This is a genomic window from Myxacorys almedinensis A (assembly GCF_010091945.1).
Lineage (GTDB): Bacteria > Cyanobacteriota > Cyanobacteriia > Leptolyngbyales > Leptolyngbyaceae > Myxacorys > Myxacorys almedinensis.
The window spans coordinates 159,674-181,833 of the sequence record NZ_WVIE01000003.1 but is presented as its reverse complement, the minus strand read 5'-3'; the positions used below and the strand labels follow the sequence as shown (position 1 = coordinate 181,833).

Here is a 22,160-nt window from a genome sequence, read left to right as displayed (position 1 = left end):
AAACCGATAATGCACGAGAGGTTTGAGCATTCTTCGTCAGCAAAATTTGACGCTACGTTACCCCAGAGAATCTTTCAAACTGTAAACAACTTGGTCTTGTTGTTCGTTAGATAGCTCTGGAAACATCGGCAAGGAGAGCACTTCCCGCGCCGCGCGATCGACTTCTGGCAGTTGACCGATGGGATAGCCCAGGGACTTGTAAATCGGCTGTTGGTGCAGGGGATACGGATAGTAGATCATAGAGATCACCCCTTGCTGTGCGATCGCGCTTTTGATGGCGTCCCGCCGACCCGGTTCGGTTTCGTTAACACGAATCGTGTACTGATTCCAGACAGACTGCCCCCCCGCTAGTTGCTGAGGCAGAACGATGCCAGGAAGCGGGGATAGAAGCCGATGGTAGCGATCGGCAATCTGGCAGCGCTGCTCGTTCCAGGCATCTAGGTGACGAAGCTTGATCTGCAAAATTGCGGCTTGAACGGCGTCTAATCGACTATTCACGCCATGTTCTTCGTGATAGTAACCCCTGCGTCGCCCGTGGTCGCGAAGCATTTTAATCGTTGCGGCAAGCTCAGGATCGTTGGTTGTAATGGCACCCCCGTCACCACAAGCCCCTAAATTCTTCGTTGGGTAGAAGCTAAAACAGCCAATATGCCCAATGCTGCCGACTTTTTGACCAGACCATTCTGCCCCGGTGGCTTGGGCGCAGTCCTCAATGACGGCGATCGTATGCGTTGCTGCAATGCTCATCAAGCGCGTCATGTCTACCGGTTGCCCAAACAGATGCACCGGCACAATGGCTTTGGTTTTGGGAGTCATCGCCGTTTCAACCTGATCGAGATTCAAGGTAAACGTCTGCGGATCAATGTCCACAAAAATCGGCGTTGCGCCAACGGCACTGATCGTTTCTGCCGTAGCAATAAAGGTAAATGGCGAGGTGATGACTTCATCTCCTGCCCCAATGTTCAGCGATCGCAGGGCAAGATAAAGAGCATCTGTGCCCGAATTGCAGGTCACACACTCAGAATTTCCAATGTAGGTGGCAAACTGGTGTTCAAAATTCTCAACCGTTGCGCCGCCGATGTAGCGACCAGAGGCAAGCACTTCTAAAACGGCTTGATTGATGTCGGAACCAATGGTCTTGAACTGTTCTGAAAGGTCAAAAGGGGGAATGGTATTCACTCAGTTGCACCACGTACCTTTAGGATGATCTAATGAATCTTTAGACCGGGAAGTGTCTACATTGTTTCAACAAACATAAAATCTGGCAAGATGGGGCGATTTGGCAAGATGGCAAGATAAGGAGAGAGCATTGTGCAAGCTGAAACGGCAATTGGAGCGGTGGTGGCAGGGCTGGGGTTGGTGGTGGCAGCGATCGCGCTTTCACGGTGGCAACGCCTCGGACTCGTGCCCAATATTTTGATCGCCACTGGACGAGCGGTTCTGCAACTCATCGTGCTGGGGTACGTGCTGAGTGTGGTGTTTGCGCCGCCGCAAAGTCCAGTGTTGATCTTATTTGTCGTGGCTATTTTGCTGATCGTGGCGGCGATCGTCACTCGCAATCGCATTAGTCAAAAGCTGCCGCGCCTGTTGCCTTGGGTGATCGGATCGGTACTGGTGAGTACGGCACTAACGGTCGGCTATACACAGTTGTTGATCGTGCGATCGCAGCCGTGGTATGACCCGCAGTTTTTGATTCCACTCAGTGGGATCGTCTTGAGCAATGCGATGAACGGAGCCACGATCGCGGGAGAACGATTGGTCAGTGCATTTGCCTCCCACCAGGCTGAAATCGAAACCCATCTTAGCTTAGGGGCGACGCCAACGCACGCGATCGCAGCCCATCGCCGAGATGCCATTCGCGCTGGCGTGTTGCCCACCCTCAACACCATGACCATTGTGGGACTAGCAACTCTACCAACTGTGCTCAGCGGTCAGTTGTTGGGCGGTGCAGACCCCGTTTCAGCGATCGCGCTAGAAATCATTATTTTGATCATGCTGGCATTTTCAACCCTAGTAGTTACGATCGCGCTCACCAGCGGCATCTGTCGGCAATTTTTTAACGACGCTGCCCAACTGCTCAATCTCTAACCTCGCCCCCAGCAACACTTTGGCGCAACTTCTACTCGCCTAGCTGCATTAGCCTTCCGTCGGCTTGACGACCCACACCGAGCAGGGCGCATCTGACACAACCTGACTACTCACCGAACCAAGAAGAATACGTTGAATTCCCGTCAATCCTCGGCTGCCGATAATGATTAAGTCCGCTTTGTAAATGTTTGCCAGACGCAGCATTTCTTCTGCCGGATCACCTTTGACAATTTCAATCTCGCTCTGGTAGGGCAACTGGGTTTGATACGATCGCAGTTGCTGCTCAATCTGAGCGTAAGGAAAGCTCTCCACATTGGCATGAGGGCGATCGGCACTGATGTCTACGTCGCTGGCATCGGTTGGCACACTATGAGCCAAAACCACTCTAGTATTTTGCTGAAGCTGGAGTTGCCCCAAGGCTTTGAGCACTTGATCGCAGAGCGGGTCTTTCGCGGTGCCATCGGAGGTGCGCTTTGCACTCATTGCGGCGTCTGTCCGAATATCCAAAGCCACCAAAACCGTATTGAGCATGTGCATTTTCCTTGCAATTTCTTCGGAGGTGCGCGAAGCGCTAATCGCATCTCGCGTTCCTAGACACTGACCGTTAAACCCTTGACTTGACTCTACACCAGTCTTTCAAAAGTTCAAGCGGTTGGCAGCACCTAAAAATTTGAGAGGACTGATGCAACCCTCTCAACCCGTTCAGGAAAAGGACTTGGGAGAGGCAACATCAGCCGTCTGAACTCAGCTTGCCGCGCATCCGAACGCGCACCGAATAGGCGTGAGAATGGAGACCTTCTGCGCTTGCCAACGTATCAACCGCCTGGGCTACTTTTTGTAAAGCAGTTGGGGAGTACTGGATCAAACTAGAGTGTTTTAGAAAGGTTTCTACACCAAGGGGCGAGGCATAGCGGGCAGAACCCGACGTGGGTAATGTGTGGTTGGGACCTGCCAAATAGTCTCCCACCGCTTCTGGCGTCGAGTCACCCAAGAAAATCGCTCCGGCATGGCGAATATTTTGCAGCACACTCCACGGGTCTTCGACTTCGAGTTCTAAGTGCTCGGGGGCAAACTCATTCGATAGTTCCGCGGCAGCTTCTAACGAATCGACCGTGATCACCAAGCCGTAGTGGGCGATCGCTTTTTCCGTTAAGATCCGCCGGGGGTGATCGACCAACTGCCGCTCCACTTCGTCAACAACACTACGGGCGATCATCGCATCAGTCGTAATTAGGATGGCGGCTGCCATGGCATCATGTTCAGCTTGAGCCAAGAGATCTGCCGCCACATGGCTGGGTTCTGCCGTATGATCGGCGATAATCAAAACCTCAGACGGACCTGCCAACGAGTCAATTCCTACCGTTCCGTAAACTAATTTTTTTGCCAGGGTCACATAAATATTGCCAGGTCCCGTGATCACATCTACTTTTGGAATTGTCTCTGTGCCATAGGCAAGGGCTGCCACTGCCTGCGCTCCGCCGACTCGGTAGATTTCTGTAATCCCAGCTTCTTGGGCGGCGACTAAAACGGCTGGGCTAATTGTTTTTTCTTTTCCGGGCGGCGTCACCATCACAATTTTTGGAACCTGAGCCACTTTAGCCGGAACTGCGTTCATCAATACAGTGCTGGGATAGGCGGCTTTTCCACCGGGCACATACAACCCAGCCCGGTCGACAGGTGTATAGCGTTTGCCTAAAACAATCTCGTCTTCCCCAAAATGCACCCAGCTTTTAGGCACACGCTGCCGATGAAAGGCTTCAATCTGTTGCTTGGCTAGCCGAATGGCTTCGATGTACTCCTGCGTCACCTGCTGATAGGCAGCATCAAGCTCTGCACCCCCAACTCGCAAATCTTCGGGCGTTAGATGTTGTTGGTCAAACTCTAAAGTGTAGTCTAGCAGTGCCCGATCGCCTTGCCGCTTCACAGCTTGCAGCACCTCCCGGACGGTCGCTTCCTTGTGCATAACTTGGTCGTCATGGGTGCGATCGCAAATCCGTCGCAGTTCGGCTTTCGCCTCAGTCCACTGAGTAATGATTCGCAGCATGGAGTTTTGCAGTGTCCGTCGTGAGAAAGAACTCGTCTGAAGAATTCTAGCGGCTTAAGTCGTGGCTTGAGTTAGCCCGCAATCACTATTCTATCTAGCTTTATTGAGTTGTGCTTCCTAGCTTAACCTGGATTTTTTGGGGATCATGCGATCGATGGCGCTGGATGTTATAGTATTTTATCTGACGATTTTGTATCCACCTACCGTAAGTAGAATTCCTCTGAGATAACCGTGGCTAATATTAAGTCTGCAAAAAAGCGCGTCCTGATTGCCGAGCGCAACCGTTTACGTAACAAGGCATACAAGTCGGCAGTCCGCACACTGACCAAAAAGTATCTGGCGGCAGTGAGTCAGTATGCCGCTCAGCCGTCGCCCGAAGCGATGCAAGAAGCCCAAACCGCCCTGTCTGCCGCTGTCTCCAAGATTGATAGAGCCGTGAAGCGCGGTGTATTGCATGGCAACAATGGCGCTCGTAAAAAGTCGCGTTTGGCAAGGGTGTTGAAGCAGCATGAGGCAGCATCAGCTTCCTAAATGCTTCGACCTGTTGGGTTTCAAGCTTTGCCCATCTCTACACTCTGCGTCTTGATGCCCGTTCCCCATGCACCTGATCGACACCCACGTTCATATTAATTTCGAGGCGTTTCAGCCAGATTTAGACGCGATCGCGGCTCGCTGGCGTGAAGCAGGCGTGGTGCGGTTAGTGCATTCGTGCGTCGAGCCGTCGGAATTTTCCACGATTCAGAGTCTTGCCGATCGCTTTTCCGAACTCTCGTTTGCTGTGGGGTTACACCCGCTCGACGTGGAGGACAAGTGGTCGCCCGATTCTACCCAGGCGGAAATTTTGGCGTTGGCTCAATCAGATTCGCGGGTCGTTGCCCTTGGCGAAACGGGGTTAGATTTCTTTAAAGCGGAGAATCGAGATCAGCAGATTGAAGCCTTCCAAGCGCACCTTGCGATCGCACGTCACCTCGATCTGCCGGTGATCATCCACTGCCGCGACGCTGCTAAAACAATGGCAGACGTGCTGCGGCAATCTTGGCAGGATCATGGGTCGGTAAAGGGGGTGATGCACTGTTGGGGCGGCACCTCGGAAGAAACTCAGTGGTTTCTAGATTTAGGGCTGTATGTCAGTTTTAGTGGGACGGTGACGTTTAAGAACGCTAAGCAGATTCACGAGTCTGCAAAGATTGTGCCCTGCGATCGTTTGCTCATTGAAACCGACTGTCCCTTCTTATCGCCCGTGCCCAAGCGCGGTGATAAGCGAAATGAACCATCCTACGTTCAATACGTTGCTCGGCAGGTGGCGACGCTCCGCGATGTTCCACTAGAACAGGTGGCAGCGCAAACGACTCAAAATGCCTGTGCTCTTTTCAGGCTCACTGTTCCCTAAAATTGCCCCTTGGGGTCTAAAATTTTAACGGGTCGATCACACAAATTTCCTGATTCGTCAAGACACAAATCAAAATTCTGCGCCATAATGAGGAGGAGTGCAGCCAGACTTAGAATGCCAACCGCCTTTTTAACTTCATTTCGATCAGAGCTTGATCTTCCAGAGCGATCCGCTTCGCAAGTGTCAGCGGCAACCGTGCCCGGCTCCCCTTGTTTTCCTCAACCAGTTGGAAATTTTGGAGGCTCACCTGGCTACTGATTACCTAAAACTGAATATTTCGTAAATTTGGAATTCATTAGGAACTCCAAACTTTTTGCATTGACATATTTTTGCAAATACCGTAAAATCTGGGATTCGCGTTCTCGCGTGACCCTTCAGAGGAGACGCATGACTGAGCAGACCTACACCACCCCCGCCTTTGTTCTGCCTGATTTGGTTGAAATTCAACGGGAGAGTTTCCGTTGGTTTCTGCAAGAAGGCTTGATCGAAGAACTCGATAGTTTTTCACCCATTACAGATTACACCGGAAAGCTAGAGCTTCACTTTATTGGTAAAGACTATAAGCTGAAGCGCCCGAAATACGATGTCGATGAAGCAAAACGTCGGGATAGCACCTACGCGGTACAGATGTATGTACCGACTCGCTTGATCAATAAAGAAACTGGAGAAATTAAAGAGCAAGAGGTCTTCATTGGCGATCTGCCCTTGATGACCGAGCGCGGTACCTTTATTATCAATGGCGCAGAGCGGGTGATCGTCAACCAGATCGTTCGTAGCCCTGGCGTGTACTATAAGTCTGAAACTGATAAGAACGGACGCCGTACCTATAATGCCAGTCTGATTCCAAACCGAGGCGCATGGCTGAAGTTTGAAACCGACAAAAACGATCTCGTTTGGGTCAGGATTGACAAAACTCGCAAGCTGTCGGCTCAGGTATTGCTCAAAGCATTAGGGCTGAGTGATAACGAAATTTTTGACTCGCTGCGTCACCCAGAATATTTTCAGAAAACGATCGAGAAAGAAGGGCAGTACAGCGAAGAAGAAGCATTGCTAGAGCTATACCGGAAACTCCGTCCGGGGGAGCCTCCAACCGTGAATGGCGGAGCACAGTTGCTCGACTCTCGCTTCTTCGATCCCAAGCGCTATGACTTGGGCAAGGTCGGGCGCTACAAGCTCAATAAAAAGCTTCGGCTCAACGTAGCAGAGGCAACTCGTGTTCTAACTCCACAAGATATTCTCACGTCGATCGATTATCTGATTAACCTAGAGTTTGACATTGGCATGATCGACGACATCGATCACCTAGGCAATCGGCGGGTGCGATCGGTTGGTGAACTGCTGCAAAACCAGGTTCGGGTTGGTCTAAACCGTCTTGAGCGCATTATTCGGGAGCGAATGACCGTTTCTGACTCCGATTCTTTGACCCCTGCCTCGTTGGTGAATCCGAAACCGCTTGTGGCTGCCATCAAAGAATTCTTTGGATCGTCGCAGCTATCCCAGTTTATGGATCAGACAAACCCGCTTGCCGAATTGACTCACAAGCGCCGCATCAGTGCTTTAGGTCCGGGTGGGCTGACTCGTGAACGTGCAGGTTTTGCCGTTCGAGATATTCACCCATCTCACTACGGTCGCATCTGCCCGATCGAAACGCCTGAAGGTCCGAATGCGGGTCTGATTGGGTCTTTGGCGACGCACGCTCGCGTGAATGCGTACGGCTTTATCGAAACGCCCTTTTATAAGGTCGAGAACGGCTGTGTTCTCAAAGACCAAGCCCCGATGTACATGACCGCAGACGAAGAAGACGATCTGCGGGTGGCAGCAGGCGACATCACTACCGATGACAACAACAAGATCTTGGGAGAATCGATCGCAGTTCGCTATCGCCAAGACTTTACCACCGCCTCCCCTGAAGAGGTGGATTACGTGGCAGTTTCCCCTGTACAGATTATTTCTGTAGCCACCTCGCTGATTCCGTTCTTAGAGCACGATGATGCAAACCGCGCTCTGATGGGGTCAAACATGCAGCGTCAGGCTGTTCCTCTGCTGCGCCCAGAGCGCCCACTAGTGGGCACGGGCTTAGAAGCACAAGCGGCTCGTGACTCTGGAATGGTGATTGTGAGTCGATCGGATGGGGAAGTTACCTATGTCGATGCAAATACGATCAAGGTTCGGAGTGCCGAGACTGGGAAAGAACTGAGCTACTCGCTTCAGAAATATCAGCGATCGAACCAAGATACTTGTCTTAACCAACGCCCGATCGTTTTTGTGGGCGACAAGGTTGTGGCGGGAGAAATCTTGGCAGATGGCTCTGCGACAGAGCGAGGTGAGCTTGCCCTCGGTCAAAACATTCTTGTGGCGTACATGCCGTGGGAAGGCTACAACTATGAGGATGCGATTCTCATCAGCGAACGGCTAGTCTATAACGACGTTTACACCTCGATCCACGTTGAAAAATTTGAGATCGAAGCGCGTCAAACGAAGCTTGGTCCTGAAGAAATTACCCGTGAAATTCCCAACGTTGGCGAAGATTCGCTGCGGCAACTCGATGAGAACGGCATTATTCGGATCGGGGCGTTTGTTGAGTCGGGCGATATTCTTGTGGGCAAAGTGACTCCGAAAGGAGAATCGGATCAGCCGCCTGAAGAAAAGCTATTGCGTGCCATTTTTGGTGAGAAAGCAAGAGACGTGCGAGACAACTCGCTGCGCGTCCCCAACGGTGAAAAAGGTCGCATTGTCGATGTGCGAGTCTTTACCCGTGAGCAAGGCGATGAATTGCCGCCGGGTGCTAACATGGTCGTCCGCGTTTACGTGGCTCAGAAACGGAAGATCCAAGTCGGCGATAAGATGGCAGGTCGCCACGGCAACAAGGGCATTATTTCCCGGATTCTGCCGATCGAGGACATGCCTTACTTACCGGATGGGACCCCGCTCGACATTGTGTTGAATCCGTTGGGTGTACCGAGCCGGATGAACGTCGGTCAGGTCTACGAGTGCTTGCTAGGGTGGGCGGCCGAATGTCTAAATTCTCGCTTTAAGGTCATCCCGTTTGATGAGATGCACGGAGAGCAGAAATCGAGGGAAACGGTACATGGCAAGCTGCAAGAGTGCCGGGATGCTCGGATTGCAAGCAGTGAAGGTCGCCATGGTGAGTGGCTCTACAACCCTGACGATGCTGGCAAGATTCAGGTGTTTGACGGGCGCACAGGCGAACCGTTCGATCGCGCGGTGACGGTGGGTAAAGCCTACATGCTGAAGCTGGTTCACTTGGTGGACGACAAGATTCACGCCCGTTCGACGGGTCCTTACTCTTTGGTGACTCAGCAGCCCCTAGGCGGCAAGGCGCAGCAAGGCGGTCAGCGTTTTGGGGAAATGGAAGTGTGGGCACTAGAAGCATTTGGCGCAGCCTATACGCTGCAAGAATTGCTGACGGTGAAATCGGATGATATGCAGGGACGAAACGAGGCATTAAATGCGATCGTAAAAGGCAAAGCCATTCCGCGCCCCGGCACACCCGAATCGTTCAAAGTGTTGATGCGTGAGTTGCAGTCTCTCTGTCTCGATGTTGCGGTTCACAAAGTGGATACCCAAGACGATGGCAGCAGCAGTGACATGGAAGTTGACCTGATGGCAGATGTGAACAATCGCCGCGCTCCCTCTCGCCCAACCTACGAATCGATTTCTAGAGAGTCTCTAGAAGACGACGAAGACTAAGAATACAGGATAGGAAACGTTCTCTGGGTAACCTGTGGCGAAACGGAATGCCCATGACTGGTATTCCGCTTCGCACACCCAGCCAAAGCCCCCTCCTTAATCCTTGCCTTCTTTCCTATGTTTCGCTGCTAATCGGACTATAAGGACACGACGCGATGCCAAAGCTAGAGCAACGGTTTGACTATGTAAAAATTGGTCTGGCCTCTCCCGAACGAATTCGTCATTGGGGAGAGCGGACTTTGCCGAACGGGCAGGTTGTAGGCGAGGTTACGAAACCCGAAACGATCAACTACCGCACGCTCAAGCCTGAGATGGATGGCTTATTTTGTGAGCGAATTTTTGGACCTGCCAAAGATTGGGAATGTCATTGCGGCAAATACAAGCGCGTGCGTCACCGGGGCATTGTGTGTGAGCGCTGTGGCGTAGAAGTGACCGAATCACGAGTTCGGCGTCACCGCATGGGGTTTATTAAGCTGGCGGCTCCGGTTGCCCACGTTTGGTATCTCAAGGGCATCCCTAGCTATATGGCAATTTTGCTGGATATGCCCTTGCGCGATGTCGAACAAATTGTCTACTTCAACGCCTATGTTGTGCTCAATGCCGGTAATGCTGAGAACTTGACCTACAAGCAACTGCTGACCGAAGATCAGTGGATTGAAATTGAGGACGAACTCTACAGCGAAGATTCTCAACTCACCGGAGTCGAAGTTGGAATTGGAGCAGAAGCGCTAAAGCAACTGTTGCAGGACATCAACTTAGATGAAGAAGCAGAGAGACTGCGTGAGGAAATCGCGGTGTCTAAAGGTCAAAAACGCGCCAAGTTGATCAAGCGGTTGCGGGTGCTAGACAACTTTATTGCTACCGGGTCGCTGCCTGAGTGGATGGTGTTGGATGTGATTCCAGTGATTCCGCCGGATCTCCGTCCAATGGTGCAGCTTGACGGGGGACGATTTGCGACCTCTGACTTAAATGATTTGTACCGTCGAGTGATCAACCGCAACAATCGTCTAGCGCGATTGCAGGAGATTCTTGCGCCTGAGATTATCGTGCGGAACGAGAAGCGGATGCTGCAAGAAGCTGTCGATGCTCTGATTGATAATGGGCGTCGCGGTCGGACAGTGGTCGGCGCGAATAATCGCCCCCTTAAGTCGCTGTCTGACATTATTGAAGGAAAGCAGGGACGATTCCGCCAAAACCTGTTGGGCAAGCGGGTAGACTACTCTGGTCGATCGGTGATTGTGGTTGGTCCTAAGCTCAAGATTCACCAGTGCGGGTTGCCTAAGGAAATGGCGATCGAGCTATTCCAACCGTTTGTGATTCACCGGCTGATTCGTCAGGGCTTGGTGAACAATATCAAAGCGGCGAAGAAGCTGATTCAGCGCAACGATCCGACCGTGTGGGATGTGCTAGAAGAGGTGATCGAAGGACATCCGGTGATGCTAAATCGCGCTCCAACCTTGCACCGGCTTGGTATTCAAGCGTTTGAGCCGATTTTAGTCGATGGGCGAGCGATTCAACTACATCCGTTGGTCTGTCCTGCGTTTAACGCTGACTTTGACGGAGACCAAATGGCAGTTCATGTGCCGCTTTCGATCGAGTCTCAGTCAGAAGCCCGACTGCTGATGCTGGCATCCAACAATATTCTGTCGCCCGCGACGGGGCGTCCGATCATCACACCAAGCCAAGATATGGTGTTGGGCTGTTATTATCTCACCGCCGAAAACCCAAAAGCGACGAGAGGAGAAGGGCGTTACTTTACCAATTTGGATGACGCTATTAATGCTTATGAGCAGAAGATTGTTGACCTTCATACCTATGTCTGGGTGCGCTTTGATGGTGAAGTTGAGATGGAGGAGGACGATCACGTCGTGATCGAGGAAACGCGATCGCCCGATGGCATCGTGACCAAACTCTACAACTATCGCCGGGTGCGAGAAGACCAAGACGGCAATCTCATTTCTCAGTACATCAAAACAACGCCAGGACGCATTATTTACAACAAGACAGTTCTTGATGCGGTAATGGGCTAGAGCAAGTGTAGAGGGTGGAGATGAGATTTGGGTCTCACTCTCACCTCCGCACTTCAACTTCCTAAATTGTAAATGGTAGAAGCGGGGCAACCGATGGCAGAGCAAAGTTTAGACAAGCAAGTGTTTCGCAATCGGGTAATCAACAAAAAGCAGTTGACCAACCTGATTTCATGGTCGTTCACCCAGTATGGAACCGCACGGACGGCTCAGTTAGCCGATTTGGTCAAAGACTTGGGATTTCGATATGCCACAAAAGCAGGTGTATCGATCAGCGTTGATGACTTGCAAATTCCTCCGAGCAAACGCAGATTGCTAGACGCCGCCGAAGAAACGATTCGCGAAACTGAAGAAAAATATACACGCGGCGAAATCACGGAAGTAGAACGATTTCAAAAAGTGATCGATACCTGGAACGGAACCAGCGAAGATCTTAAAGATGAGGTGGTGCGTCATTTTCAATCGAATGATCCGTTGAACTCTGTTTACATGATGGCGTTCTCTGGAGCGCGGGGAAACATCTCTCAGGTGCGCCAGTTGGTCGGAATGCGGGGTCTGATGGCGAATCCGCAGGGAGAAATCATTGACCTGCCGATTAAAACCAACTTCCGAGAAGGCTTGACCGTCACTGAATACATCATCTCGTCTTATGGGGCGCGCAAAGGTCTAGTAGATACTGCCCTGCGAACGGCGGACTCTGGATACCTGACGCGCCGGTTGGTGGACGTGTCTCAAGATGTGATTATCCGTGAGGTTGATTGTGGCACAGAGCGCGGCATTCCGGTGCGCCCGATGATGGATGGCGATCGCACCTTGATTCCGCTCAAAGACCGTCTCTTAGGACGAGTTGTGGCAGTTGATGTGGTGCATCCTGAGACCGGAGAGGTGATCATCGCTCGCAACGAAGCAATTTCTAACGCGATCGCGCAGCAAATTGGCAAAGCCAAGGTCAAAGAAGTGGTGGTGCGATCGCCGCTGACCTGCGAGGCAGCACGCTCGGTCTGCCAGCACTGCTATGGCTGGAGCTTGGCTCACAACCAGATGGTCGATATTGGCGAAGCGGTGGGAATCATTGCCGCGCAGTCGATCGGCGAGCCAGGCACGCAGCTAACCATGCGAACGTTCCACACGGGCGGCGTGTTTACTGGAGAAATGGCGCGCCAGGAAAAAGCCAATTTTGCAGGCACGCTCAAATTCCCGAAACGGTTGAGGACTCGACCGCTCCGGACTCGCCACGGCGAAGATGCCCTGATCGTTGAGAGCGCTGGCTCTGACCTCAAGATCACCCTAGATGGCAAGGAGGGACAGCAAAGCTTTACCGTTGCTCAAGGGGCAACTCTGCTGGTTAAAGACGGGCAACAGGTCAAAGCAGGACAAATTTTGGCAGAAGTGCCGTTGACCGGGCGCGGTCGCAAGACCACTGAAAAAGCTGCCAAAGACGTGGCTTCTGACCTGGCAGGAGAAGTAAAGTTTGCCGATGTGGTACCCGAAGAGAAAAAAGACCGCCAAGGCAACACCACCCGCATCGCTCAGCGCGGCGGCTTGATGTGGGTGCTTTCTGGAGAAGTGTATAACTTACCGCCAGGGGCTGAACCCATCGTCAAAAACGGCGATCGCGTTGAGGCAGGCGGTACGATCGCAGAAACCAAAGTCGTCACCGAAAATGGTGGCATTGTCCGTTTGCCTGAGACCAGCGAAAACAGCAAAGGGGGGCGGGAAGTTGAGATTATCACAGCATCGGTAATGCTCGACCAAGCCAAAGTGCGGGTAGACAGCAACCAAGGACGGGATCAGTACTTCTTAGAAACCACCAACAACCAGGTGTTCTTGCTCAAGGCAACCCCCGGCACAGAAGTGGTGAGTGGGCAGGTTGTGGCTGAGTTGGTGGACGATCGCTACCACACGGCAACGGGCGGCATTATCAAATACTCTGGGGTAGAGACTGGCAAAAAAGGGAAAGCCAAGCTGGGGTACGAAGTCACCAAAGGCGGCACGCTGCTGTGGATTCCTGAAGAAGCCCATGAGGTTAACAAAGACATTTCCTTGCTGATGGTTGAAGACGGTCAGTATGTTGAAACTGGCACAGAAGTTGTAAAAGACATCTTTTGTCAGAGCAATGGTGTGGTCGAAGTCACCCAAAAGAACGATATCTTGCGGGAAATCGTCGTTAAGCCGGGCGATTTGCACATGATCGATAGCCTCGATGAGGTGATCACCAAAGGAGAAGCTGTTTTGGTTAACCCAGGGCAGCAAGTCATGCCTGGATTGACCGTCGATGAGCTTCGCTATGCGGAGTACGTTGAAACCCCGGAAGGTCCGGCGATTTTGCTGCGCCCGGTCATGGAATTTACCGTTCCTGATGAGCCATCTATCCCTAGCCAAGAATCGAGTGCCGAAGAGTCTGGGCGGGCAATTCGTCTACGGGCGGTGCAACGTTTGCCCTACAAAGATGGGGAACGGGTTAAGTCTGTGGAAGGGCATGATCTGCTGCGGACTCAGTTGGTGCTAGAGATTGATCAAGATTCGGCTCTGGCTGCCGATATTGAAGTTGTGCCTGACCTCGATGAGGACGGGATGCAGCGGTTGCAGTTAGTGATTCTAGAATCGCTGGTGATTCGTCGGGATATTGCCGCCGACACCACTCAGGGCAGCACTAAAACTCATCTTTTGGTAGAAGATGGGGATCAAATTGCCCCCGGAGCCGTGGTAGCGCGCACTGAAATTCAGTGTAAGGAAGCGGGAGAAGTGCAGGGGATTCGCGAGGGCATGGAATCGATTCGCCGCATTTTGGTTGTGCGGGAGGCAGATACAGTCACGATCGCTGCTAAAGGTGAGCCGTCGGTCAGTCCGGGCGATTTGATGATTGCTGGGATGGAGCTTTCACCCAAGCAACCCCTGGAAGATTCGGGTCAGGTGCTACAGGTAGATGGCAAAGAAGTGACGCTGCGGGTTGCCCGCCCTTATCGGGTCTCTCCGGGAGCCGTTTTGCACGTAGACGATGGCGACTTGGTGCAACGGGGCGACAATTTGGTGCTGCTGATTTTTGAGCGCACCAAGACTGGCGACATTATTCAGGGTTTGCCGAGAATTGAGGAACTTTTAGAAGGGCGCAAGCCAAAAGAGGCCTGTGTGCTGGCAAAACGACCCGGAACCGCGCAAGTGGTGTATGGGGAAGATGACTCGGTTGAGGTGAAGGTCATCGATCGCGATGGCTTGATCACCGAGTATCCGCTTGGTCCTGGGCAAAACGTGATTATTTCTGATGAGCAAAAAGTGTTGGCAGGGGAGCGGCTTACCGATGGTCCTGCAAATCCTCACGAGTTGCTAGAAGTTCTTTTCCTCTCCAAGACTGAGGAAGTGGGCAGTCACGAGGCATCGCTGTTTAGCCTGCGGGAAGTGCAGATGTTTTTGGTGAACGAGGTGCAAGCGGTGTATCAATCTCAAGGGATTGACATTTCGGATAAGCACATCGAAGTGGTGGTGCGCCAGATGACCTCGAAAGGGCGCGTTGATGACGGTGGCGACACAACTATGCTGCCTGGAGAACTGGTCGAGTTGTACCAGATCGACCAGGTGAATGAGGCTATGTCGATCACGGGGGGTGCGCCTGCTCAATATACGCCGGTGCTGTTGGGCATTACGAAAGCATCGCTCAATACCGATAGCTTTATCTCTGCCGCCAGTTTCCAAGAGACCACTCGTGTGTTGACGGAAGCGGCGATCGAGGGCAAGTCTGATTGGTTGCGCGGTCTCAAGGAGAATGTGATCATTGGTCGTCTGATTCCGGCAGGAACGGGCTTCAATGCTTATGAAGAGGTGGGTAGCCCCGATCTCGATCCGGTGTATGACCCAACGATCTTTGATGATGACACCGATTTTTCGGAAATGGTGCTTGACGATCGCACCGCTCGTACCTATGGCTTGGATAGTTTTGAGGATCGTCCAAGCTTTAGTTTCGAGAGCTTTGGCGCGACAGAACCAACTGATGCGATCGTTGAGGAAAGCCCCGTCACCCCATCGCCCTTTTTGCCGATTGCTGATGATGACGATGATGATCTAATTGATGACAGCATCGATGATGATCTGTAAGCCCCAATAACTCTAGAGGGTTGCTGCGATCGCGCTAGGACTAACTACTTTACATCCTCTCGGTTTTGCGTAAATCGAGAGGGTTTTTTGTAGGTATTCTTAACCTGGTTCATCGCAGTTAAAAAACCGAGCTATGATTGCGGCGCGCTCTGTCAAACGTCGCCCTGCCATTTCTTCAATGACTGGCAACGTCGATCGCGCGGCTTGCCTTTATTTTTTCGCCCCTCACAACCTGCTATGAGTAATCATCTACTAACGATTCGTTCTTTAAACGTTCAGGATGGGATTTGCCCAGGGTATTTAGTTACGAGTACGGCTCCGATCAATGTTGAAGATCGGATCGAAGAAGATATTTTAACAGAGCCAAGAGTGCTAATTAACGACATTGCACAACACTTAAGAGATCATGCCGATGATGCAGAAATTTTGGTATTGACTCATGGCTACAACACCGACTGCAACGGAGCAAACACTTGGTATGTAACGGCGTGTGAATACCTGCGAGATAAGTACTGCGATCGCATTCCCAAAGGTTTGGTTGTGGTTGGCTATCGATGGTCATCCGAAAAATTTAGCGGAGATGAATCGGGTAGCTTTTGGCATAAAGCAATGTATACCCTAAACTCGATTCCGCTGATCATGGGAGTGCTTCTTGCCGTGAGTATTGTGATCAGCTTATTTAGCGTTTTTATGACGCCACTTCGGTTTCTTCTAGTGCTGACTATTCCAATCATTCTGTTTATCGTTACTCTGATCATTTTACGATTGACCGTTTATTTTCGAGACATTTGGCGAGCTAATCATTATGGTGTGCCTGACTTGGTTGAGCTTGTGCGACAACTTGATTTAGCAATTGTTGAAAACACTGATCATACTCAACCTAAAAAAGGTGCTGAATATTGGAAAAACAAGCGGATTCGACTATCATTTATTGGTCACAGCATGGGCGCATTTGTAACTACCAATGCAGTCCGAATTTTGTCAGATGTGTTTGATCAAGACTCGATTGGAAGTCTTAGTATGGACACGCAAAATAAGACCCCATCGCCCGATATTGGCAATGTATTTCGGTTGAGCAAATTGGTGTTAATTGCGCCTGATATTCCAGTCGATACGATTATTTCAGGTCGTGCAAATACCTTGCGATCGTCCCTGCGCCGATTTGAGGAAGCCTATTTATTTGTCAACAAACATGACACTGTTCTTAAACTCGCCTCTACGATCGCAAATTACTTTAGTTTTCCTGCCAAAACGCGAGAAGGTGGCTATCGGCTCGGTAATGTCTTTATTTGTGCAAAAAAGGTGCAAAACGATCTAGGAAGGCGATACAAAACCAGGTTTGGAATCGTCAATTTAGACACAGTTTGTAGCACCGATATAAAACGCCCTAACTATCTAGATTATTTGTGCATTAGTCGAGATATTCCCTTGTCTCGCCGTCAAGATTTAGTAAGCGTTGGCGGACGCGCGATCGCAGAACTATTTACCTGTTTCGACTGTACAAATTACACTGAAATTAATAGAAAGACTGGCAAAGAAGTTGGCATTGTGAGTTATGGATTTGGCAGACCTAGTAAGCGATTTGGAGAACGGTTTTCCCGAATTTTTTCGACTAAAAATTTAGACAGTCACGGTGGGTATATCTACAACGACCATGCCGATTTAAGTAAGCGGTTAATTTATGGATTGGCGTGCTTAGGCTTTAAGGGATGCTTACAAGCCATGCACCCTGAGCTAAGCAACTCAGCAGCGACGTTATCTCAGGTTCACGCTCTGTCTGAGGTGTGTCAAGAGCGCGGCATGCAAGTGCTGCTTGCTACTGAGCGTTATGAAGTAGATATTTTGTGCGAAGATCGCGATCGCAACGGGTATTAACCGGGTATTAACAACGGCTTGATCGATGGCGCAGTTGAGGCAGGCAAAGGGGCAGGGTAAACCAAACCTCTGTGCCAGCATGAGGCTCGCTAATTATCCCAATGTTCCCCCGGTGAGCCGTGACAATTTGAGAGCAAAGGAATAGCCCCAATCCCAACCCAGTGCGATGGCGATTATAAGAACCGCGAAGATACGGCTTTTTAAACACGCGATCGCACTGCTCTTGAGCCATGCCAACGCCATTGTCTGCGATCGCGCACCGCAACATTGGATATTGCAACATTGAGTGATGGCTAGTTTCAATTACGCTAATGTCAATAGTTAACTTAATACCAGGACGATTGTGATTTAACGCATTGATGATCAAATACTCCAACACTCGTTTAATGTGAACTGGATCAGCAGATAAGGCTGGTAAGTCAGGTAAAACCGCTTGAGTTAGAACGACTTGATTTTCGGCTAACTGTGGCTCTAGGGCAGACAGTGTAGTTTGCACTAAATCGACAAAGTTTACAGCTTGGTAATCGAGAATTAAAGGCTCTGGTTCGGTAGCAGCGTCTTCTAAAAGAGACTGAATCAAACTAAGCTGGCGATCGGTACTCTCAACCATTAGGTCAACAGTGTTTTTAGAAACTGAGACATGCACATCTGGCTTATCTTTTAGACGTTGCAAAACCATTTTCATTCCCATCATTGGGGTGCGTAAATCATGAGCAACCGCATGGAGTAAAGTATCTTTTACTGCATTGATCGATTCCAGTTCTCCCATTTGGTGTTGAAGTTGTAGGGTTCGTTCTTGTACTTGATATTCCAAGTTGTTTGCAAAATTTTGGATCTGTTGATAAAGCCGTCCTTGCTGCAAAGCTAATTCTATTTGCGTTACCAATCGATCGAGCAATTCAATTTCAAACGCTTGCCATTGGCGCGCCCCTGAGCATTGGTGTACATTTAGCGCCCCAAACAATTTTCCATCTTGAAGAATAGGCAAGCTCAGACTGGCTTTGATCTGATGCGTCTCGTAGTAACTATTGAAAAACTTATTATTCTGCTTAAGCTGTGCAACGTCTGGCGTAACCCAGATCGACTTGTGCCTAAAAATCTCAGCAATGTCATTGAAAATAGGAAACGGCGATCGCTCCCCAATCGTGGATCGCCATTTAGAAGAGACCGATTCGGCAACAATCTCGCTATAGCCCTGCGAATCAAACAAGGCAATGTGACAGCGATCGGCGCTCAAAAACTGTCGCACCTCTGCCACGGTTGTGTTTAAAACTTCTGTAACGTCTAGCGATCGCCGGACTCGGAGGGTAATTTCTGCCAGTAGCTGATCCCGTTGAATGCGTCTGAGTAACTCAGCCTCGACGGCGCTTCGTTCTGCGATCGCAGCCACCAACACCAGTGCTGTTATGGTCATCACGCCTAAAAACGTCTGTAGCTGAAACAGCGCTTGCTGGACATCATTCTCTCCTAGGCTAGAGCGAGGATGATGAGCAACTCCCCAAATCACAATTAAGGATAACAAAACCGCGCTAAACACAGTTCCCCGTAGCCCTAAGCGCAAGGCTGCCCACACCATAAACGGAAAGGGTAAATACTGTAACAAAGGGCGGGCAATGCCAGCTAGTTCGGGGGAGACTGTGAGTGAATGCCCTAGCAGGGTTGTGGGCGAGTTGCTCCCAGCACTGATGGCGCTACAGATCAGCAGCAACCCCAACCAAAGCGTGATTTCTCTGATCCGGCGACGAAAGGCAGGACGTGCCTTCCAAGCCTTTTTCAGCGCTGCTAGCGAGTTTGGCATTGGCTCGGCGCTTCCCAACCACACCAAAAGGGCAGGGGTTAGCACCAAAATCGACACCCAGTCTCCTAGCCAAATGACCAGGGAATGGCTAACGATTTGGTCTGGCGAGACAAGCCCTGCCAAAACGCCATTAACCGTGCTGATGACTGCATTTAAACTTGTTGCCACTGCCCCTAACCCAACCAATGCTAAAACATCCCGAATGCGACGAAGTGAGGGTTGAAAGCCGATCTGCTGAAGCAGGAGAGATGCACTGACGATCTCAATGGTGTTGCCAAACGCGGCTCCAAACGCTGTTAACCAGGTCACGTTGGCAAGCGATCGCGCAAATAAAATTGCCCCTAGGGGCACGCCCACCCATGTGTTTCGCCCAAACAAAAGCACCCCTGCCAAAGAAATGCCAATCGGTGGATACAAAACAGACGCGGCGGCACGAGAGCCAAGCTGTGCGATCGCAAAGGCAAATTTGGCACTCAAAAAATATGCCAACGCAATGACAGCCACTTTTAGCCAATAGCGCCCTAGCTGGGTCAATCCCAGAAACATAGCGCTACCGGGGATACCGTCAGGTTCAGCATCCTCAAGCCCTCCTACCTCGTATCAACTACCCAACCAAATCAATGTTTGGCTTCAGTTTTACAGTATGTCGGATTTTGAGGTCACGCCTTCACCCAGTTGGGGGAGAACCCTGAAAACCAGTGGTTGATCGCCATCATCAACCGCGACGATGGGACAGAAGAATGCGATACCCTGTAGAGCCGCGATCGCGGGTGTTGGTTGATCGATCTCCGCCTATTCGGCTCCTAGCATTCATGCCACAATGCCAGTACAAATGACACAGCGCGAAGTTATGGTTGTTGAGTTCTGCCAAGTCCACTATTCCTTCAAGCATCGCCCCTTACTTTTTGATCTGAGCTTCACGATTCACCGAGGCGAGACGCTGATGCTCTTGGGGCGAAGCGGCTGCGGAAAAACAACACTGTTACGATTGATTAACCATCTGCTAACACCAACGGCAGGAGAAATCCGAGTTGAAGGAGTTTCTACACAACAATGGAATCCTATTCACCTACGCCGACGAATTGGATACGTCATTCAAGAGGTTGGGTTGTTTCCCCATTTTACGATCGAGCAGAACATTGGCATTGTGCCCAGGTTGGAAAAATGGAATCCGACCCGAATCAGATCGAGAGTCTATGAATTACTGGATCTTGTGGGGTTAGATCCTGATCGCTTTGCCCGCCGCTATCCCCACGAACTCTCTGGTGGGCAGCGACAACGAGTTGGCGTTGCCAGAGCATTAGCCGCCGATCCACCCTTGCTATTGATGGACGAACCCTTCGGCGCTCTCGACCCGATCACGCGAGTCGAACTTCAGCGAGAATTCAAACATTTACAGCAACAGTTGGGAAAAACGGTTGTCTTTGTCACCCACGATACTCGAGAAGCAGTTACCCTGGGTTCTCGCATTGGCTTAATGCAGGCTGGTCGGCTCGTCGAGCTAGCAACCCCTGAACTGTTTGAGCGATCGCAGCATCCAGAAGCCCAAGCCTTTCTTAATACCCAGAAATAATTGATCTTCAAATACTCTCCATGGACTTCCTCACTCGCTACGCCGACGAAATTTTGCAACGCACTGGAGAGCATATAACGCTCGTTTTAACCGCTACTGCGATCGCGATTCTAATTGGCATTCCCCTCGGTATTTTGATCACGCGCAAACCCCAGTTTAAATCGGTGATCTTGGGCTTTGTGAATGTCCTCCAAACCATTCCTAGTCTGGCGTTGTTTGGATTTTTGCTCCCAATTCCTGTCATTGGTGGCATTGGCGCGAGAACTGCGATCGTGGCGCTCGTGCTTTATTCGCTGCTGCCGATCGTTCGTAACACTTATGTAGGCATCGTCAGCGTTGATCCAGCCATTCGGGAAGCAGGGCGGGGCATGGGCATGAGCGATCGCCAACTGTTGCTGCAAGTCGAGCTTCCGTTGGCGTTGGGCGTGATTTTAGCAGGGGTGCGGCTGGCAGCCGTGATTGGCATAGGGCTGGCAACGATCGCGGCGGCAGTGGGGGCGGGCGGGCTGGGCACGTTTATCTTTCGGGGGGTCGCTGTGGTGGATAATCAACTTATCCTGGCGGGGGCGGTTCCGGCGGCACTGTTGGCGCTCGCGGCAGATTGGGGTCTCGGTTGGGTTGAACGTCGTCTTACGGTGAAGAAATGAACGTCAAGAGATTGATCATCTGGTTCCTGGTGGCGGTGGGGTTGGCAAGTGCGATCGCGGCTTGTCAACCGACGCAAGATAAAATCGTCATTGGCACAAAAAATTTTACTGAGCAAATTATTTTAGGAGAAATCCTGGCGCAGCAAATAGAAAGCAACACAAAACTACAGGTTGATCGAAAGTTTAATCTTGGTGGAACATTTGTGTGTCACAACGGGATTGTTAATGGTCAAATTGATCTCTATCCAGAATATTCTGGAACAGCGTATACAACCGTTCTCAAGCTGCCAGTAATCACCGATCCGCAACAGGTGTTTGAGAAAACAAAAGAAGAATATATGCGGCGATTTAACCTCGAATGGACGACGCCATTTGGCTTTAGCAACGGGTTTGCGATGGTGATTCGCGGCGAAGATGCCCGTCAATACAACTTAAAAACGTTGTCTCAAGCGGCGGCACAAACCCCAAAATGGACGGCTGGATTTGGGTTTGAATTTCTCAACCGCGAAGATGGTTTTCCAGGACTGGCAAAAACCTACAGCCTCAAATTTGCCCAAGCCCCCAAAGTGCTGGATCTCGGTTTGCTCTATCGGGCGCTGCAAGATAAACAGGTAGATTTTGTGGGGGGCAACACAACCGATGGCTTATTGTCGTCGCAAGATTTAGTCGTGCTTGAAGACGATAAACGCTATTTTCCGCCTTATCAAGCATCGGCGGTTGTCCGTCAAGATGTGTTTCAAAAACATGCCAATCTGCGTCCAATTCTCGACCAGCTTGGCGGCACGCTTTCTGAAGCGAAAATGCGTGAACTCAATTTTCGTGTAGATGGCAAGAAGGAAGATGTTAAGCAAGTGGTGAAGGAATTTTTGAGCGCTAGCTAGGGGACATATGGCTGAATTTTAATTGGGTTTGGATGTT

At 50.8% G+C, this 22,160-nt stretch carries 12 protein-coding genes and 1 pseudogene; 9 read left to right on the top strand and 4 right to left on the bottom strand.

Annotated features, from left to right (window positions below):
• Window positions 1–57: 57 nt before the first annotated feature.
• Window positions 58–1,179 (bottom strand): aminotransferase class I/II-fold pyridoxal phosphate-dependent enzyme, encoded by a 1,122-nt coding sequence (locus GS601_RS03650; RefSeq protein WP_162421907.1) that lies wholly within the window; start codon window positions 1,177–1,179, stop codon window positions 58–60.
• Between the two features lie 132 nt (window positions 1,180–1,311).
• Here GS601_RS03650 and GS601_RS03645 point away from each other — a divergent pair, with 132 nt between their 5' ends.
• A complete protein-coding gene (locus GS601_RS03645; RefSeq protein ID WP_162421906.1) occupies window positions 1,312–2,088 on the top strand; it encodes an ABC transporter permease in 777 nt (258 codons plus the stop codon).
• A gap of 48 nt (window positions 2,089–2,136) precedes the next feature.
• Here GS601_RS03645 and GS601_RS03640 read toward each other — a convergent pair whose 3' ends face one another.
• Window positions 2,137–2,619 (bottom strand): universal stress protein, encoded by a 483-nt coding sequence (locus tag GS601_RS03640; RefSeq protein WP_162421905.1) that lies wholly within the window; start codon window positions 2,617–2,619, stop codon window positions 2,137–2,139.
• A 199-nt stretch (window positions 2,620–2,818) separates the two neighbouring features.
• Window positions 2,819–4,132: a histidinol dehydrogenase gene (hisD, locus tag GS601_RS03635; RefSeq protein ID WP_162421904.1), complete on the bottom strand. Its 1,314-nt coding sequence runs from the start codon at window positions 4,130–4,132 to the stop codon at window positions 2,819–2,821.
• A gap of 231 nt (window positions 4,133–4,363) precedes the next feature.
• Here hisD and rpsT point away from each other — a divergent pair, with 231 nt between their 5' ends.
• The 5 genes and pseudogenes from rpsT to GS601_RS03605 all read left to right on the top strand — a co-directional run bounded on the left by rpsT (window position 4,364) and on the right by GS601_RS03605 (window position 17,224).
• On the top strand, window positions 4,364–4,663 hold the full coding sequence (gene rpsT / locus GS601_RS03630; protein ID WP_162421903.1) for a 30S ribosomal protein S20: 300 nt from the start codon (window positions 4,364–4,366) through the stop codon (window positions 4,661–4,663).
• Window positions 4,664–4,730: 67 nt separating this feature from the next.
• Window positions 4,731–5,522: a TatD family hydrolase gene (locus GS601_RS03625; RefSeq protein WP_162421902.1), complete on the top strand. Its 792-nt coding sequence runs from the start codon at window positions 4,731–4,733 to the stop codon at window positions 5,520–5,522.
• Between the two features lie 387 nt (window positions 5,523–5,909).
• Complete coding sequence (gene rpoB / locus GS601_RS03620) at window positions 5,910–9,233, top strand: DNA-directed RNA polymerase subunit beta (protein WP_162421901.1); 3,324 nt, start codon at window positions 5,910–5,912, stop codon at window positions 9,231–9,233.
• Between the two features lie 155 nt (window positions 9,234–9,388).
• A pseudogene (locus GS601_RS03610) lies at window positions 9,389–15,349 on the top strand (DNA-directed RNA polymerase subunit beta').
• Window positions 15,350–15,586: 237 nt separating this feature from the next.
• Entirely contained in the window at window positions 15,587–17,224 is a 1,638-nt protein-coding gene (locus tag GS601_RS03605; protein WP_162421898.1) for an alpha/beta hydrolase, read from the top strand.
• 7 nt (window positions 17,225–17,231) lie between these two features.
• Here GS601_RS03605 and GS601_RS03600 read toward each other — a convergent pair whose 3' ends face one another.
• Window positions 17,232–19,568, bottom strand: a complete 2,337-nt coding sequence (locus GS601_RS03600) for a sensor histidine kinase (protein WP_162421897.1) — start codon at window positions 19,566–19,568, stop codon at window positions 17,232–17,234.
• Between the two features lie 274 nt (window positions 19,569–19,842).
• On the opposite strand from GS601_RS03600, the gene GS601_RS03595 reads away from it, so the two are divergent.
• Genes GS601_RS03595 through GS601_RS03585 form a run of 3 tightly spaced genes read left to right on the top strand, consistent with a single transcriptional unit; the run spans window position 19,843 to window position 22,123 of the window.
• On the top strand, window positions 19,843–20,595 hold the full coding sequence (locus GS601_RS03595) for an ATP-binding cassette domain-containing protein (protein WP_238393034.1): 753 nt from the start codon (window positions 19,843–19,845) through the stop codon (window positions 20,593–20,595).
• 20 nt (window positions 20,596–20,615) lie between these two features.
• On the top strand, window positions 20,616–21,242 hold the full coding sequence (locus tag GS601_RS03590; RefSeq protein ID WP_162421896.1) for an ABC transporter permease: 627 nt from the start codon (window positions 20,616–20,618) through the stop codon (window positions 21,240–21,242).
• The gene (locus GS601_RS03585) at window positions 21,239–22,123 is read left to right on the top strand and encodes a glycine betaine ABC transporter substrate-binding protein (protein WP_162421895.1); all 885 of its coding nucleotides are present in this window, start codon (window positions 21,239–21,241) and stop codon (window positions 22,121–22,123) included. The genes GS601_RS03590 and GS601_RS03585 overlap by 4 nt, the downstream gene beginning before the upstream one ends.
• Window positions 22,124–22,160 lie beyond the last annotated feature (37 nt).